We start from the raw sequence: 15,678 nt of genomic DNA, 5'->3' as shown, positions 1-15,678 counted from the left end.
CGGTTGACGGAACACAGCCGTGTTTTAATCGAGGCGTAACTCGCTCTATCTGCAGCCTACAAGGAGGTACACATGTTGAATGCATTGATGATGGCCGCGCTGGCCGCTGCTTCATCCCCTTCCGCGCCCTACGGCGACTGCCTGCTCGGCAACATCCAGCCGGGCCTGTCCGATCGCGCGGTGAATCTGGTGCAGCAGGCCTGCGCCGCCAATCATCCAGAGAGCTTCGCTGCTTCGCTGGAACTGGAGCGTCGCCACGCTGCGCAGCGCCAAGTGCAGTTCGATGCGGATCGCATGGCTGCCCAGCGCGCAGCGGATGTTGCGGCCAGGGCGGCCGACGTGGCCGCTCACGCGGCGGCGGAGCGCGAGGCCGCTCGGGCCAAGCGCGCTGAGGCGAAGTAAGCGAAAGACGCGCTGTATGTGCCCGGGCCTAGTGGGCACTGCGGCGGGGCGCTTGGGCCTGGTGCTGGAAGTCGGTTGCAGGACACTTCCATTGCCCATGAAAAAGGCGCCCATCGGGCGCCTGAGTCATTGCTGCATTGGTGGGCCGTGATGGATTCGAACCATCGACCAAAAGATTAAAAGAAAGCTGGCGCTTCCTTTGAAAACAACCGGTTGCGCCGTTTTACTTTTTCCGCCCATCGAGCGTGGAACCATTGCAGTTCCTAAGCTCACTCGACATATTTTCCGGCGTCTCAAGCGATATGCACGGGATCCACGACCAAGACTCCACCGCTTGACGTCGGTTGCCGAGCCGTTGGCGAACTGGTGTGCCGCGACGTACAACCATCGTGAGCGTGCGGTCAGTAACGGCAATGAGAAAGGCGCCCAGTAGGCGCCTCCTCACAATCCAGCGGCAAATCAGGAGCGCTGCACGTTGGAATCCAGCCATGCCTGCACGACCTGCAGCTCGGCCCCGACCTTCGCATTGAAGGTTCGCTCCACATCCCACGCAACGCCCCTCCCTTGGGCAAAGGCCGCGCGATACTTCTTTATCATGTTGCCCGGGTCGTCAGCCAGTTCCTGCATGAGCTGGGGTACACCCCAGATCGTCAGCTCGAAAGGTTCGCCGAACGCCTTCTGCAGAACATCCGGAAGGTCGCCGTAGCGGATGGTGTCACCTGCCAGATACACGATCTCGTTGCGGATCGCAGGTGTGTGGAACACGATGCGCGCTGTCATTGCGCCGATATCATCCGGCGTGGTCAAGGTGACAGCGTTGCTCGCCGAGCCCAGGGCGTTCACTTTATGCCCAATCAGGTCGACCACGCCGAAGTCGGGCTCGAAGAGGTAGCTGGTGAACATCCCAGTGGAGATGATCACCCAATCCATCGCAGTCTGCGAACGCAGATACTCGCGCACGTCCAGCTGGGCGTCGAACAGATCCTGCGGGCCACCGCGCCCAATGGCATCGAAATCGACACCGAACTGCCAAGGGAAGTAGCGGGGAATACCAGACTTCACCGCCGCACGCGCGACCTTCATTGGCGTATCGCGGCCTGCGGCATAGCCGGTGCATCCAATCACTGTGTCGAACTGCGCGAAGGTGGCCGACAACGCTTCTACTGATTCAGTTACCAGATCGCCAGCAACGATATTCACCCCCAAGGCGCGGATTTCATCGACTACCCGCTGCTTCTCCGGCAGTTCTGAGTCGATCGACGTCGCCCGTAGCATCACACTGATCCGTGTGCCTGGATGACTTACGGCCAAACGTGCAAGGTTGCGGATGACAGGCATTCCAAGCTCGCCTGCGCCGAGCACCAGGATCGACCGAGAGGGGGTATTGCTGATATGAGATGACATGGAAATCGCCCTGTGTGTGTACGATGGCGGCGATTCTGCTCGCCTAATGGCCCACACGTAAGAAGGCACATCGATGATACCGACCGCACCGTTCATGAGTCCGGAAGAACTCCTAAGGCACTCTCAAGCCATATGCGACGGGATGAGCGAGGACGAAGATGGACTGCGCCGGGAGGTTCTAGCGCACGCTGGTAGCCGCTGGTCCCTGGGTATCATCCATGCGCTTGGCGTGTATGGAACGCTGCGTCATGCCGAGGTCGCGCGACGGATGAAGGGGATCACCCAGCGCATGCTTACGCGCACCCTCCGGCAATTGGAACGTGACGGGTTGATCAGCCGGCAGGATTTCCGCGAAGTACCGCCACATGTGGAGTACAGCATCACAGCGCTGGGCAAGGACCTTCTTGTACTGATGATTCCCATGTGGACATGGGTAGTGGCTCATGCGGAGGAATTCCGCCAATGTCGGCAGAATTTTGATTCTTCAGACGGGAAATGAAGATATGGGCCAGCAGCGGCGCAGGCAGGTAGCTTCACCCACTGGGGGGATGGTCCATCGCGTCATCACCGAGGTATTCGCGTCGGTCACATCCGACGCCAAGCGTTTGGCCTTGTGTGGGCTACAACATCGGGGCGTCACCGAAGGCGGCGGCAAGACCGCATGTGGTCACGTCACCCAAGAGATGCGACAGCGATACGACCACGAACTGCCGGTGGTTCAACCGCCTCAAAAGCCGCACGTGCTCCAGCGTGGAACCACTTAATTTTTCCGGAAATATGAAAAAGGCGCCGCAAGGGCGCCTAAGTCATTGCTGCATTGGTGGGCCGTGATGGATTCGAACCATCGACCAAAAGATTAAAAGTCTTCTGCTCTACCGACTGAGCTAACGGCCCATGCATGCCCAACCTTTCGGCGGGGTCGGCATTTTACCCTACTTTGATGGCTTGGTGGGAAGGTAATAGCGTGCGAACCAACGGTTCGCACCCACCCATCGGGCGGTCACACCCACCAGAGCAGTGCGAACCAAGGTTCGCACCCACCAAAGCAAGCAGGTCAGGCGTAGAGGGTCGGGTCGGCTACGCCGGCGTCGGCGAAGCCTTGGGCGCGCAGGCGGCAGGCGTCGCAGTGGCCGCAGGCGGCGCCGTTGGCATCGGCGTTGTAGCAGGACACGGTCAGACCGAAATCCACGCCCAGGCGCACGCCTTCGCTCACGATCTGCGCCTTGCTGAGGAACTGCAGCGGTGCGTGCACGCGGATACCCGCGCCTTCCACGCCGGCCTTGGTGGCCAGGTTGGCCAGCGCCTGGAAGGCGGCGATGAACTCAGGGCGGCAGTCCGGGTAGCCCGAGTAGTCCACGGCGTTCACGCCGCAGAACAGGTCGTTGGCGCCCAGCACTTCGGCCCAGCCCAGGGCCAGCGACAGCATGATGGTGTTGCGCGCCGGCACGTAGGTGACCGGGATGCCCTCGCCGCCCGCTTCGGGCACGTCAATGTCGTCGGTCAGCGCCGAACCGCCGATGCTGCGCAGGTCCACGTCCACGGTCTTGTGCGCGACCACGCCCATGGCCTTGGCCACGCGTGCGGCGGCGTCCAGTTCAGAGGTATGGCGCTGGCCGTAGCGCACGCTCAGGGCGTGTACGGCGAAGCCCTGTTCCTGGGCCATGGCGATGACGGCGGCTGAATCCATGCCGCCGGAGAGAAGCACGACTGCCTTCTTCATGGGGAAAACGTCCGGTTGGGAGGGGAAAGCCAGCACGCTGTCCCGCGCCGGAACTACATCAGGGCACCACGCCCAGGCTCATCGGCCCGGTTCGTCGTTCCACAGGATTTTATGCAACTGCATCTGGAAGCGCACCGGCAGGCGGTCTTCCACGATCCAGTCGGCCAGTTGGCGGGCGGTGATCTCGCCCTTGCTGGGCGAGAAGAGCACGGTGCAGCGCTTCACCAGATCGTGTTCGGCCAGCAGGCCCTTGGCCCAGTCGTAATCTTCGCGGCTGCAGATGACGAACTTGATCTGGTCGCGGCGGGTCAACAGCGGCAGGTTTTCCCAGCGGTTGCGCGCCACTTCGGCCGAACCGGGGGTCTTGATGTCGACCACGCGGGACACGCGCGGATCGACCGCGCTCACATCCAGTGCGCCGGAGGTTTCCAGCGAGACGTCCAGGCCGGCGTCGCAGAGCTTTTCCAGCAGGATCAGGCAGCGCTTCTGCGCCAGCGGCTCGCCGCCGGTCACGCAGACGTGGTGTACGCCCTGGGCCAGCACTTCAGCCACGATGTCATCGATATCCCACCAGGTGCCGCCGTGGAAGGCGTAGGCCGTGTCGCAGTACTGGCAGCGCAGCGGGCAGCCGGTCAGGCGCACGAACACGGTCGGCCAACCGGCGGTATCGGCTTCACCCTGCAGCGAGGTGAAGATCTCGGTGATCTTCAGCCGGGGCAAGGGTGACTGCACGATCTCGCTGGGCGTGGCGACGGCGACGGCGGCGGACAGAGGGACGGCGGTCATGGCAGGAACTTCTTGGGGGACACGTGGCGGTGGGGAACGCAGCCGGGCATGGCCCGGCCCTACCGTATCGCGGCGGGTCGAACGTGCCGGAAACGACAGCAGCCGAGCTGGGCTCGGCGCTAGGGGACCCGTATTGTACGCCGGCTCAGCGGATCTGCTGGCCCAGGCGGATGGACTGCAGGCGGTCCTGGGCGGTGCGCGCGGCATCCGAACCCGGGTACTGCGCCACGACGGTTTCCAGGGTCTGCTGGGCCTGGTCAACCTTGCCCTCGCCATACTGCGAGAGGCCGACCTTCAGCAGGCCGCCAGACGCCTTGTCGTGGGTGGGATAGCGCGAGAGCAGTTCGCGGAACTGGGACTCGGCCATCGGGAAATTGCGGGTGGCGTAATAGCTTTCGCCCAGCCAATACAAGGCATTGGGGGCGTAGACGCCGGCGGGGTACAACTCGAGGAAGCTGAGGAACAGCTGCGCCGAATCGTCGTACTTGCCGGCCTTCAACGCGTCGAAAGCGACGTTGTAGGCGGTACGTTCATCGCCGGTAGCAGCCAGGCTGCCCGGATCGCCGTGCACCGATGGCGGCCGCTCGGAAGTGGCCGCTGCAGTGGGCTTGGCCGGGGCCGCGGGGGCCTTGGGCGCGGTGGAAGCACCGGCCGGAACGGGCGGCAGGGCCGGGGCAGCAGAGCCCCCTTCCAACCGGTTCAGGCGGCTGTCCAGATCCAGGTACTGGTCCTGGGCGGACTGCTTCAGCTGGGCATTGTCGTGCTGCAGTTGCTCGATGGAAGCCTGCAGGCTGGTGACCTGCTGGCGCAGCTGATTGATCTGGTTCAACAGGTCCTGGTTGGCACTGTTGTTGTACATCTGCTGCTCGAGCGCGCCAACACGATCGGCCAGGCTCTGTCGCTGTGCCTGCGCCGGTGCGGCAGCCACGAGGGCTGCCGCAACGACCAGCATCAGTTTGATGCCGATGCGCATGGATTACTGCGCGGTGTAGACGATTTCGACGCGACGGTTCTGCGACCAGCAGGACTCGTTCGACTCGGTGCAGACCGGACGCTCTTCACCGTAGGACACGACGGTCAGCTGCGAAGCCGAGCCACCATTGGCCTGCAGGGCCGAGTTCACGCCGTTGCCACGACGCTCGCCCAGGGCCTGGTTGTACGCGCGCGAACCGCGCTCGTCGGTGTGGCCCTGCAGGGTGATGCGCGAGGACGGACGGTCACGCAGGTACTTGGCGTGGCAAGCCATGATGGCCTGGAATTCCGGCTTCACGTCTTCCTTGTCCAGGTCGAAGTAGACAACGCGCTGGCGCAGGCAAGCGTCGGTGTCCAGGTCGCCCGGGCCGTACAGGCCGGAGGTGGCCGGACCGGTCGGCTGGGTGGTCGAACCGGTGTCGACCGGGGCTGCCGGCTCTTCCTTCACCTTCTTCGAGCAACCGGCCAGGACGGCCACAGACAGCAGGGAAACAAGCAGAACGCGGGTGGTCTTGTTCATGGCAATACCTTTGTGGCTCCTAGGCCGATGAGGGGTTCAAAACAGCGGAAATATTAACACTCTTTTAGCGCTGGGTACGGTAGGGGGACCATGCCGGTTCGCGCACATCACCGTCAGCCAGGACCAGGCGCTGGCGCACCCGTGCATCGGCCGAAACGGCGTACAGCACACCACGGCCACCCTCGCGGGCGGCGTACAACACCATGCTGGCGTTCGGGGCGAAGCTGGGCGATTCGTCCAGCGAGCCCGGGGACAGGGTGCTCCAGCGCGGCGAGCCCAGCGAGCTGTCCATCATTGCGATCTTGTAGCTGTTGCCCGAACCCTGCGCCACCACGATCTTCTTGCCGTCGTAGGACACCGAGGGCTTGGCGTTGTAGTTGCCCTGGAAGGTGACGCGCTCGGCGCTGCCGCCGCCGGCACCCACCTTGTAGACCTGCGGCCGACCGCCACGGTCGGAGGTGAAGTACACCGCGCTGCCATCGGCGGCCCAGGTCGGCTCGGTATCGATGGCGAAGTGGTTGGTCAGCTGGGTCAGCTGCTTGCTGCCCAGGTCCATCACGTAGATTTCCGGATTGCCCGAACGCGACAGGGTCAGGGCCAGCTTGCGGCCGTCCGGCGAGAACGCCGGGGCGCTGTTGATGCCACGGAAGCTGGTGACCAGCTCACGCGCGCCGGTGGAAATGTTCTGGATGTAGATTGCCGAATTGCCGCGCTCGAAGCTGACGTAGGCCAGCTTGCCGCCGTCCGGGCTCCACGAGGGCGACAGCAGCGGCTCGGCCGAACGCACGATGGTCTGCGGGTTGTAGCCATCCGAATCGGCCACCATCAGCGCATAGCGCATGGCGTCGCCCTTGCCGCTGGCGGTGATGTAGGCAATGCGGGTCCAGAAGGCGCCGCGTACACCGGTGATCTTTTCATAGATGGCATCGGCCATCTGGTGCGCCACATCGCGCATGGCGTTGCCACGGGCGGTCATGGCCAGGCCCAGCAGGCGCTCGCCCTTGGGCACGTCGAACAGTTCGTATTCCACGCGGTAGGCGCCGGCACCGGCGTCCATCACCCGGCCGACCACGATGTAGTTCTGCTTCAGCGCGCGCCAGGTAGCGAACTGGATGTCGCCGCCACGGGTGGGCTTTTCCACGATCTGCGCTTCGGGCAGCGTGCGGAACTGGCCCGAACGCTCCAGATCGGCGCGGACCACGCCGGCCACGTCGGTCTGCGGGGCACCGGCCGAACCCTGGTAAGGCATGGGCACGATGGTGATCGGCAGCGCGGAGGCATTGCCGCCGATGATTTCAAGGTCAAGGCTCCTCTGCTGCGCGAAGGCAGCGAAGGGCAGCAACAGGGCCGCAAACACGGCAAGCCAGCGAGGCATCTTCTTCATGGAGCGCTCAATGAGGGGAAACCGGTACGAGGGATAGCAAACGGCGAGTGAACCGCTTCGCAATCATGAACCAAGGGTACGTGAATTCCGGGTCAGTGCCAGCCCACGCCATCACGCGGCGTTGACCTGACGCCCCCGCCCGATGCTGCGGTCGAGGGCATATGTGCACACCCAGGGCTTAGTCCTGCGGGGTGAAGGTCAGGTTGAGCGTGCGTGCGAACACCTGTTCGAAGCCGCGGTACGGCAGCGGCTGGGCGTTGAGCACGGCGGCCTCGATCGAGCGCTTGCCGGCCTCGTCGTACGGGCAGTTGGCACCCACCTTGGCCTGCAGCACCTGCCCACCCGGAATCTGGGTGATGGTGATCTGGCACTTCTGCCCCAGCGGCACGCTGTCAGGACGGGTCCACGACCCGCGGATCTTGTTGACCAGCGCGGCGGCGTACTTGGCCGACAGATCATCGCTGGTGCCACCACCGCCACCGGCCGGCTGCGTCTGGCCACTGCTGCCGGCGTTGGCGCTGCCGGCGGCGTTGCGTGCGGCGGCCACCTGGCGAAGCTTCTGCTCGGCCAGCTTGGCTTCCTTTTCGGCCTGCTCACGTCTGGCGCGAAGGTCGGCAATCTTCTTCTGCCGGTCCGCTTCGGCCTTGTCGGCCGCCACGCGCTGCTGCTCGGCAATCTTCTTCTTGGCGTCCTCTTCCTGCTGCTTGGCCAGGCGTGCCTTCTGCTCGGCCTCTTCCTGGCGCTTGCGCTCGGTCAGGTCGATCTGTTCCTGGCGGCGCTTGGCTTCCTGTTCCTGCTTGGCCTTTTCCTGCGAAATGGCCAGCGCGTTGACCGCTTCCTGGTCCTGCGTATCGGGCTGGGCCACGCGTTCCTGCGCCTGTTGCTGCTGCGGCGTGGGCGCGTCCTGCGGGCGCGGTTCCTCGATCGGCTGCGGCGGCGGAATGGTGTCTTCGGGCACCGGAACGGGCTCGGCCACCGGCTCGGGCAGCTCTTCCAGCTTTTCCGACTGGCGCAGGGCCTGGCGGGCGGCGGCCGCTTCGGACGAAGACACCGCCAGGCTGGCCTCGACCGACGGATCGCCGGCGGCCGCTTCGGTATTGCGCTGGGGCGACCACAGCCAGGCGCCAATGAAGACCAGCGCGACCAGCAGGTGCACCAGCACGGCCAGGATCAGGGGCAAGCCCCAGCCCGGTTCCTGCTTGTGCGGCGGTGGCAGGGCGTCAGCGTGCATCGGTGGCCAGGCCTACCTTGTCCACTTTCGAACGCTTGATCACGTCCATCGCGGCAATGACCTTTTCATAGGCCACGGCACGGTCGGCGGCCACGATCACGCGCACGTCCTTGTCCTGGGCGGCAATGCCGGACAGGCGACCTTCCAGTTCCTCGGCGGTGACGGCGGTGGGTTCCTTGGCGTCGGGCAGCTTCAGGCTCAGCTGGCCGTCCTGGCGCACCGACACGATGACCGGGTCCTGCTTGCTTTCCAGCGCCTTGGCGTTGGAGGTGGGCAGATCGACATCGAAACTGAGGGTGAGCAGCGGCGCGGTGACCATGAAGATGATCAGCAGCACCAGCATGACGTCGATATAGGGAACGACGTTGATTTCCGATTTCAGCTTGCGGCGCTTGCGGCGACCGATGGCAGCGGACATGGCTTGGACTCCCGGGTCAGGCGCTTACTCGTCGCCAGCGCTCTGGCGCTGCAGGATGGAGCTGAACTCCTCGGCAAAGGTCTCGAACCGCACCGACATGCGCTCAACGCGGGTGGTGAAGCGGTTGTAGGCCCACACCGCCGGAATGGCCACGAACAGGCCGATGGCGGTGGCGAACAGCGCTTCGGAAATACCCGGGGCCACCGAGGCGATACCGGCCTGGGCACCGCTGCTGATCATGTCGTGCATGGTCACCATGATGCCGAACACGGTGCCGACCAGGCCCACGTACGGGGCGGTGGAGCCGATGTTGGCCAGCAGTTCCAGGTTGCGTTCCAGCTGGTCCACTTCGCGGGTGTAGGTGGTGCGCATGGCGCGCTGGGCGCCTTCCAGCTGCGCGCGGCCATCCAGGCGGCGCTTGTCGCGCAGGCGGGTGTATTCGCGGAAACCGGCTTCGAAGATGGCTTCCAGGCCGCCCACATTGCGGCTGCGGTCGGTGGCCGAGCTGTACAGCTTGCCCAGGTCGGCACCGGACCAGAAGCGGTTCTCGAACTCGTCCGCCTCGCGGGTGGCCTGCTTGAACACACGGGCCTTGCGGAAAATGATGACCCAGCTGACGAATGAACCGATCAGCAGCAGCAGCACGATGATCTTCACCGGCAGGCTGGCCTTGGCCATCAGTTCGAGGTAGTTGATGCCGCCGCCGGTGGTGGCCTGGGCAAGGGTCTGGGTCGCGGCGTTGCTGACGTCTGCCGGCAGTGCCTCGGTGACCGTGGCCTGCAGGGCCAGGAGCGTTGCGATCATCCGTTGTTCCTCAGTGTTCGGATTCAGGGTGGAGGTGGGGGTGCAGCGCGGCCAGGACGGCATCGTCCATGCCACGCGGGCGGAAACTGGCCGCGTCCAGTGCGGCAATGCGGACCTGCGCGGACAGCAGCAGCTGGCCCTCGCGCAGGACCTGCTGGTCGAAGACCATGCTGGCCTTCTTCAGCTGGACCAGGGTGGCGCTCACCTGCAGGGCATCATCCAGCCGGGCCGGCTTGAGGAAGTCCATCTGCATCGAACGCACCGCAAAGACCAGCCCGTGTTCGGCACGCATGCGCTCCTGGCCGTAGCCCAGTGCGCGCATCCATTCGGTCCGGGCCCGTTCCATGAAGGCCACGTAGCGGGCGTGGTAGACCACCCCGCCAGCGTCCGTATCTTCCCAGTAAATGCGTGTCGGCCAACTGAATCGCGGTTCAACCGACATCGGGAACCTCCGCGAACAGGTCCTGCGGCGGGTTTTTCGGCTTCAGCCCCATGTGCCGGTAGGCCTTGTGGGTGGCCATGCGGCCGCGCGCGGTGCGCACCAGGAAGCCCTGCTGGATCAGGTAGGGTTCAACCACGTCTTCCAGCGTGCCGCGCTCTTCGGACAGCGCCGCGGCCAGCGATTCGATGCCCACCGGGCCACCGTCGAAGTAGTCGACCATGGTTCTGAGCAGGCGCCGGTCCAGTTCGTCGAAGCCTTCCGGGTCGACCTTCAGCATCTGCATGGCGGCCTGGGCCACGGCTTCGTCGATATGGCCGCCGGCCTTGACCTGGGCGTAGTCGCGCACGCGGCGCAGCAGGCGGTTCGCGATACGCGGAGTGCCACGCGCGCGGCGGGCGATCTCCCCAGCCCCGTCGGCGGTGCAGTCGATGCCGAGGATGGCGGCCGAACGGCGCACGATGCGGGTCAGTTCCTCAACGCTGTAGAACTCCAGGCGCTGCACGATGCCGAAGCGGTCGCGCAGCGGCGCGGTCAGCAGGCCGGCGCGGGTGGTGGCACCGATCAGGGTGAACGGCGGCAGGTCGATCTTGATCGAGCGGGCCGCGGGGCCCTCGCCGATCATGATGTCGATCTGGAAGTCTTCCATCGCCGGGTACAGCACTTCTTCCACCACGGGCGAAAGGCGGTGGATTTCGTCGATGAACAGCACATCGTGCGGCTGCAGGTTGGTCAGCAGCGCGGCCAGGTCGCCGGCCTTTTCGATCACCGGGCCGGAGGTGACCCGCAGCGCCACGCCCAGTTCGTTGGCGATCACGTGGCTCAGGGTGGTCTTGCCCAGGCCCGGGGGCCCGAAGATCAGCACGTGGTCCAGCGCATCGCCACGGGCCTTGGCGGCCTGGATGTAGATTTCCATCTGCTCACGCACTGGCGCCTGGCCGAGGTAATCGGCAAGGCGCTTGGGGCGGATGCTGGCGTCGGCGGCGTCATCCTCGCGGGTGGCGCCGGCGCCAATGATGCGGTCGTCGGTCATCTGCTGATTATGCGGCAAAAGTACGGGTTTCGGCCGGGCTGCGCCCGGCACCCGCAGAAGCCAGGGCAACGTCAAAGGCCGAAGCAGAAGCGAGCATGCCGTGGGATGGCGCGGTGGGTCCGGTTGAGGGGGACGCCGTAAACCCATCCATGTGGGCTTGGTCGCGGCATCCATGCCGCTCACACCCCCTCAACCGGACCCACCCCGCCTTCGACAGTTGGCTGCGATCTGTGGGTCGGCATGGTGTCGGATCTGGTAGGTGTCGACCTTGGTCGACACGGTAGATCCACGCCATGCGTGGACGGAACTGCAGAACAGAGTGGGCTCAGCCTCAGGCGCGCGGCATCTCCGCAAGTGGAGCCCCCTTGTTGTTCAAGGGGGCGCGCCGACAGGCGGGGGGATAAGGTGGAATGCGCGCGGGGCCCGCGGTTTGCGCAGCAAATCGTGGGACGTAGCGCAGGTGGAGATTAAATCTCCACCTGCGCGCCGAGCTCTACCAAGCGGTTGCCGGGAATGCGGAAGAAGCCGGTGGCCGGGGCGGCGTTGCGATGCATCAGCGCGAACAGCTTGTCGCGCCAGATCGGCATGCCGCGGTTGGCGGTGGCCACGATGGTTTCGCGGCTGGCGAAGAAGGTGGTGTCCATCGGGTCGAAGTAGATGCCGCCGTGGTCGCACGAGCGCATCAGCGCCAGCGGTACGTCCGGGGTTTCCATGAAACCGAAGCGCACGTAGACCCGGTAGAACTCATCGCCCACCGATTCGATCTTCAGCCGCTGCCCTTCCACCGCATAGGGAATGGGCAGGGTTTCCACGTGCAGGAACACGTTGCGCTCGTGCAGCACCTTGTTGTGCTTCAGGTTGTGCATGAGCGCATGCGGGGCCACGGTCGGGTCGGCGGTCAGGAACACCGCGGTGCCCGGCACGCGTACCGGCGGCGCCAGCATCAGGCCCGGCAGGAAGGTGTCGATGCGGATACCGTCCTTGCGGATCTCATCGCGCAGCAGTTCGCGGCCGCGGCGCCAGGTGCGCATCATGGTGAACAGGAAGATGCCCAGCACCACCGGGAACCAGGCGCCCTGCAGCAGCTTGGCACCGTTGGCGATGACAAAGCCCAGGTCGATGATGAAGAACACCACGCACAGCGGCAGGATCCAGTTGCGCGCCTTGGGCCACAGCGAACGGGCCACCAGGGCCAGCAGCAGGGTGTCGATCAGCATGGTGGCCGACACCGAGATGCCATAGGCCACGGCCAGGTTGGACGAGCTGCGGAAGGCCAGCACCAGGCCGATCACCATCACCGCGATGCCCCAGTTGATGCCGGGAATGTAGATCTGGCCGATGGTGTCGTGCGAGGTGTGCTTGATGCGCATGCGCGGGATGTAGCCCAGCTGCATGGCCTGGCGCGACACCGAGAACGCGCCGGTGATGACCGACTGCGAGGCGATCACCGCGGCCATGGTGGCCAGGATGATCATCGGGTACAGGGCCCAGGCCGGCACCGCTTCGAAGAACGGGTTCTTCACCGCTTCGGGGTGGTTGAGCACCAGCGCGCCCTGCCCCAGGTAGTTCAGCACCAGGCACGGCAGCACGAAGAAGTACCAGGCGTGGCGGATGGGCTTGGCACCGAAGTGGCCCATGTCCGCGTACAGCGCTTCGCCGCCGGTCACCGCCAGCACCACCGCGCCCAGGATGAAGATGCCGTGCCAGCTGTGGTCCATGAAGAAGCGGATGGCCCACCAGGGGTTGAACGCCTTGAGCACTTCCGGCGAATCGACGATGTTGTAGATGCCGATCGCCGCCAGCGAGATGAACCAGATCGAGGTGATCGGCCCGAACAGCTTGCCGATCTTTTCGGTACCAAAGCGCTGCACCGCGAACACCGCCAGCAGCACCATCACGGTGATCGGCACGATGAACGCATGCAGGCCCGGCGCAGCCACTTCCAGGCCTTCCACCGCGCCCAGCACGGAAATGGCCGGCGTGATCACGCCATCGCCGAAGAACAGCGAGGCACCGAAGATGCCCAGGATGCCCACCACGTAGGCCGAGCGCGACCCGTTGCGCAGGGTGCGCTGGGTCAGCGCCATCAGCGCCATGATGCCGCCTTCGCCATCATTGTCGGCACGCATGATGATGGTCACGTACTTCAGGGTGACCACGATGTTCAGTGCCCAGAACGCCAGCGACAGCACGCCCAGCACGGTGTCGTGGTCACTGGTGAGCCCGTAGTGCGGCGAGAACGCCTCTTTCAGGGTGTACAGCGGGCTGGTGCCGATATCGCCGAACACCACGCCGATCGCACCGATGATCAGCGCCAGACCCCCGGCCGGGGGAGCGTGACCGTGGCCGCCGTGGGCGGCATCGTGCGGAGTTTGACTGCTGGACATGGGGCTCCTGGCGGGGCTCAGGCGTGGTGTAGGGGATGGAGGGCGCGGCTCAGCGCAGCGCCGATTGCAGGGCCTTGCGGATGACCGTGGCCACTTCGTCGCCTTCATTGAAGGCATCGCGGGCCATGCGGGCCGCTTCGGTAGGCTTGTAGCCCAGCTGCTGCAGGGCCACGGTGGCATCGGCCAGCGGATCGGCCGGTGCTGGGCCACTGCCGGTGGGCAGCGCACCGCCGGCACCGAACTGGGCGGCGCGGTCACGCAGCTCCAGCACCATGCGCTCGGCGGTCTTCTTGCCGATGCCCGGAATGCGGGTCAAGGCGGTGATGTCGCCGGCCTGGACCATGCGCGCGAACTCTTCCACGGTGACCCCGGACAGCACGGCCAGCGCGATCTTCGCGCCAATGCCGCTGACCTTCTGCACATCGCGGAACAGCCGGCGCTCGCCCTCGCGCAGGAAGCCGTACAGCGAAACGCTGTCTTCCTTCTGCGAATAATGGGTGTACAGGATGACCTCGCGGCCGAGCTCGGGCAGGTCGTAGAAGGTGCTCATCGGCGCCTCCAGCTCGTAGCCCACCCCGTTCACATCCACCACCAGCCACGGCGGCGCCTTGTAGGCGACGATCCCGCGCAGTCGACCGATCATTGCGTGCAGCTCCTCATTTGCGGCCCCACGCCTGGCGGGCGCTGAGCCCCAGGCGGTTGGCCGTTGCCCTTACGTGGGCATGGGTGATGGCTACCGCCAACGCGTCGGCGGCGTCGGCCTGCAGCTTGGTTTTCAGGTTCAGCATGAGCCCGACCATGTGTTGGACCTGTTGTTTTTCCGCGCCGCCACGGCCGACCACAGCCAGCTTGATTTCGCTGGCCGCGTATTCGTGCACCGGCAGGTCGCGCAGCACCACCGCGGAAATGGCCGCGCCGCGGGCCTGGCCCAGCTTCAGCGCCGAATCCGGGTTGCGCGCCATGAACACTTTTTCGATGGCCACTTCCTGCGGCTGGAACTCCCGGCACAGATCGGCCAGGCCCAGCACCAGCAGCTTCATGCGCTGGGGGAAATCGTCGGCGCCCAGCAGCACCAGCGGCTGGTGGTGCACGTGGCTGACCTTGCCGGCGGCGTCGACATCAATGATGCCGACCCCGGTCCGCTGGGAACCGGGGTCGATGCCGAGGATGCGGGTCATGCGGCACTCCTGGCCGGGTGGAACGGGAAGCGCTGGCAGGCGTATGGGCTCATGACTGTCCGCGGTGACCGTTCAACGGCCCGCGCCCAGACCGTCGAAGACGGCTCAGGCGTAGGCGTCGGCGCCGAGTTCGGCGTTGGAATACACGTCCTGCACGTCGTCCAGGTCTTCCAGCATGTCCAGCAGCTTCTTCACCTGCAGGGCCACATCGCCTTCGACCTTGATGTCGTTGTCGGCGCGGAAGGTGATTTCCGCGTGCCCGGGCACGTGCCCGGCGGCCGCCATCGCGTCCTTGACCGCGTTGAACGCGTCAGGGCTGGTGACCACGTCGATCGAACCGTCGTCCGGGTAGACCACGATGTCGTCGGCGCCGGCCTCGATGGCCGCCTCGGTGATCGCCTCTTCGTCGGCGCCCGGGGCGAAGCTGAGCACGCCCAGGCGCTTGAACATGAAGGCGACCGAGCCTTCGGTGCCCATGTTGCCGCCGCACTTGCTGAACGCGTGGCGGACATCGGCCACGGTACGCACGCGGTTGTCGGTCAGGCAGTCGACGATCACGGCCACGCCACCGGGGGCGTAGCCCTCGTAGCGGATTTCCTCGTAATCGACGCCTTCCAATTCACCGGTGGCCTTCTTGATGGCGCGTTCGATCACGTCCTTGGACATGTTCACGCCCAGACCCTTGTCCATGGCCACGCGCAGGCGCGGGTTGTTGTTGGGGTCGCCTCCACCGCCGCGCGCGGCCACGCCGATCTCGCGGATGATCTTGGTGAAAATCTTGCCACGCTTCGCGTCGGACGCGTTCTTGCGGGCTTCGATGGAGGGGCCTCTACCCATGGGTGCTACCGTCTGGCTGCTTCAGGATCAAGGCGCGGATTCTACCTGATCGGGGGCGGCAACCGTGTCTAGGGTGGGCAGATGCCGCCGGGGGGGGGGGGGGGGGGGCGCGCCCGCCCGGGGGGGGGGGGGGGGGGGGCGCGGGGGGGGGGGGGTGGGGGCG

General features: G+C 65.4%; 17 protein-coding genes and 1 tRNA gene. 2 read left to right on the top strand and 16 right to left on the bottom strand.

From position 1 onward, the window contains the following. Positions 1-72: 72 nt before the first annotated feature. A complete protein-coding gene (locus IAE58_RS12940; RefSeq protein WP_199933453.1) occupies positions 73-402 on the top strand; it encodes a hypothetical protein in 330 nt (109 codons plus the stop codon). 459 nt (positions 403-861) lie between these two features. On the opposite strand, the gene IAE58_RS12935 is transcribed toward IAE58_RS12940, so the two are convergent. Then, the gene (locus IAE58_RS12935) at positions 862-1,806 is read right to left on the bottom strand and encodes an aromatic alcohol reductase (RefSeq protein WP_199933452.1); all 945 of its coding nucleotides are present in this window, start codon (positions 1,804-1,806) and stop codon (positions 862-864) included. A 142-nt stretch (positions 1,807-1,948) separates the two neighbouring features. On the opposite strand from IAE58_RS12935, the gene IAE58_RS12930 reads away from it, so the two are divergent. Beyond that, positions 1,949-2,305: a helix-turn-helix domain-containing protein gene (locus IAE58_RS12930; protein WP_233614865.1), complete on the top strand. Its 357-nt coding sequence runs from the start codon at positions 1,949-1,951 to the stop codon at positions 2,303-2,305. A gap of 319 nt (positions 2,306-2,624) precedes the next feature. Here the strand turns inward: IAE58_RS12930 and IAE58_RS12925 are convergent. The 15 genes from IAE58_RS12925 to IAE58_RS12855 all read right to left on the bottom strand — a co-directional run bounded on the left by IAE58_RS12925 (position 2,625) and on the right by IAE58_RS12855 (position 15,515). Further along, positions 2,625-2,700 (bottom strand) — tRNA-Lys (locus IAE58_RS12925). Positions 2,701-2,860: 160 nt separating this feature from the next. Further along, positions 2,861-3,526 carry a 7-cyano-7-deazaguanine synthase QueC gene (gene queC / locus IAE58_RS12920; RefSeq protein ID WP_108750841.1) on the bottom strand — a complete coding sequence of 222 codons (666 nt, stop codon included), beginning with the start codon at positions 3,524-3,526 and terminating at the stop codon, positions 2,861-2,863. 78 nt (positions 3,527-3,604) lie between these two features. Continuing rightward, positions 3,605-4,312 (bottom strand): 7-carboxy-7-deazaguanine synthase QueE, encoded by a 708-nt coding sequence (queE, locus tag IAE58_RS12915; RefSeq protein WP_199933451.1) that lies wholly within the window; start codon positions 4,310-4,312, stop codon positions 3,605-3,607. 145 nt (positions 4,313-4,457) lie between these two features. Beyond that, positions 4,458-5,285, bottom strand: a complete 828-nt coding sequence (gene ybgF / locus IAE58_RS12910; protein ID WP_199933450.1) for a tol-pal system protein YbgF — start codon at positions 5,283-5,285, stop codon at positions 4,458-4,460. Between the two features lie 3 nt (positions 5,286-5,288). Next, positions 5,289-5,804 carry a peptidoglycan-associated lipoprotein Pal gene (gene pal, locus IAE58_RS12905; RefSeq protein WP_108750844.1) on the bottom strand — a complete coding sequence of 172 codons (516 nt, stop codon included), beginning with the start codon at positions 5,802-5,804 and terminating at the stop codon, positions 5,289-5,291. A gap of 64 nt (positions 5,805-5,868) precedes the next feature. After that, complete coding sequence (gene tolB, locus IAE58_RS12900; protein ID WP_108753918.1) at positions 5,869-7,188, bottom strand: Tol-Pal system beta propeller repeat protein TolB; 1,320 nt, start codon at positions 7,186-7,188, stop codon at positions 5,869-5,871. A gap of 178 nt (positions 7,189-7,366) precedes the next feature. Further along, positions 7,367-8,419, bottom strand: coding sequence for a cell envelope integrity protein TolA (gene tolA / locus IAE58_RS12895; protein ID WP_199933449.1), 1,053 nt, complete (start codon positions 8,417-8,419; stop codon positions 7,367-7,369). Then, the gene (tolR, locus tag IAE58_RS12890; RefSeq protein WP_108753920.1) at positions 8,409-8,837 is read right to left on the bottom strand and encodes a protein TolR; all 429 of its coding nucleotides are present in this window, start codon (positions 8,835-8,837) and stop codon (positions 8,409-8,411) included. The genes tolA and tolR overlap by 11 nt, the downstream gene beginning before the upstream one ends. Positions 8,838-8,861: 24 nt before the next feature. Then, on the bottom strand, positions 8,862-9,641 hold the full coding sequence (gene tolQ / locus IAE58_RS12885) for a protein TolQ (protein WP_108750848.1): 780 nt from the start codon (positions 9,639-9,641) through the stop codon (positions 8,862-8,864). A gap of 10 nt (positions 9,642-9,651) precedes the next feature. Continuing rightward, positions 9,652-10,083 carry a tol-pal system-associated acyl-CoA thioesterase gene (ybgC, locus tag IAE58_RS12880; RefSeq protein WP_108750849.1) on the bottom strand — a complete coding sequence of 144 codons (432 nt, stop codon included), beginning with the start codon at positions 10,081-10,083 and terminating at the stop codon, positions 9,652-9,654. Beyond that, complete coding sequence (gene ruvB / locus IAE58_RS12875; protein ID WP_199933448.1) at positions 10,073-11,113, bottom strand: Holliday junction branch migration DNA helicase RuvB; 1,041 nt, start codon at positions 11,111-11,113, stop codon at positions 10,073-10,075. Before ruvB ends, ybgC begins: the two co-directional genes overlap by 11 nt. Before the next feature lie 467 nt (positions 11,114-11,580). After that, on the bottom strand, positions 11,581-13,500 hold the full coding sequence (locus IAE58_RS12870) for a potassium transporter Kup (protein WP_199933447.1): 1,920 nt from the start codon (positions 13,498-13,500) through the stop codon (positions 11,581-11,583). Positions 13,501-13,549: 49 nt separating this feature from the next. Beyond that, positions 13,550-14,143 (bottom strand): Holliday junction branch migration protein RuvA, encoded by a 594-nt coding sequence (ruvA, locus tag IAE58_RS12865; protein ID WP_108750852.1) that lies wholly within the window; start codon positions 14,141-14,143, stop codon positions 13,550-13,552. 13 nt (positions 14,144-14,156) lie between these two features. Then, the gene (gene ruvC, locus IAE58_RS12860; RefSeq protein WP_108750853.1) at positions 14,157-14,678 is read right to left on the bottom strand and encodes a crossover junction endodeoxyribonuclease RuvC; all 522 of its coding nucleotides are present in this window, start codon (positions 14,676-14,678) and stop codon (positions 14,157-14,159) included. A 105-nt stretch (positions 14,679-14,783) separates the two neighbouring features. Then, entirely contained in the window at positions 14,784-15,515 is a 732-nt protein-coding gene (locus IAE58_RS12855) for a YebC/PmpR family DNA-binding transcriptional regulator (protein ID WP_108753923.1), read from the bottom strand. Positions 15,516-15,678: the final 163 nt, after the last annotated feature.

Origin of the sequence: Stenotrophomonas sp. S49, from assembly GCF_016624905.1 — a bacterium.
Lineage (GTDB): Bacteria > Pseudomonadota > Gammaproteobacteria > Xanthomonadales > Xanthomonadaceae > Stenotrophomonas.
The sequence above is the reverse complement of the archived record's forward strand: the minus strand, read 5'-3'. Positions and strand labels throughout refer to the sequence as shown.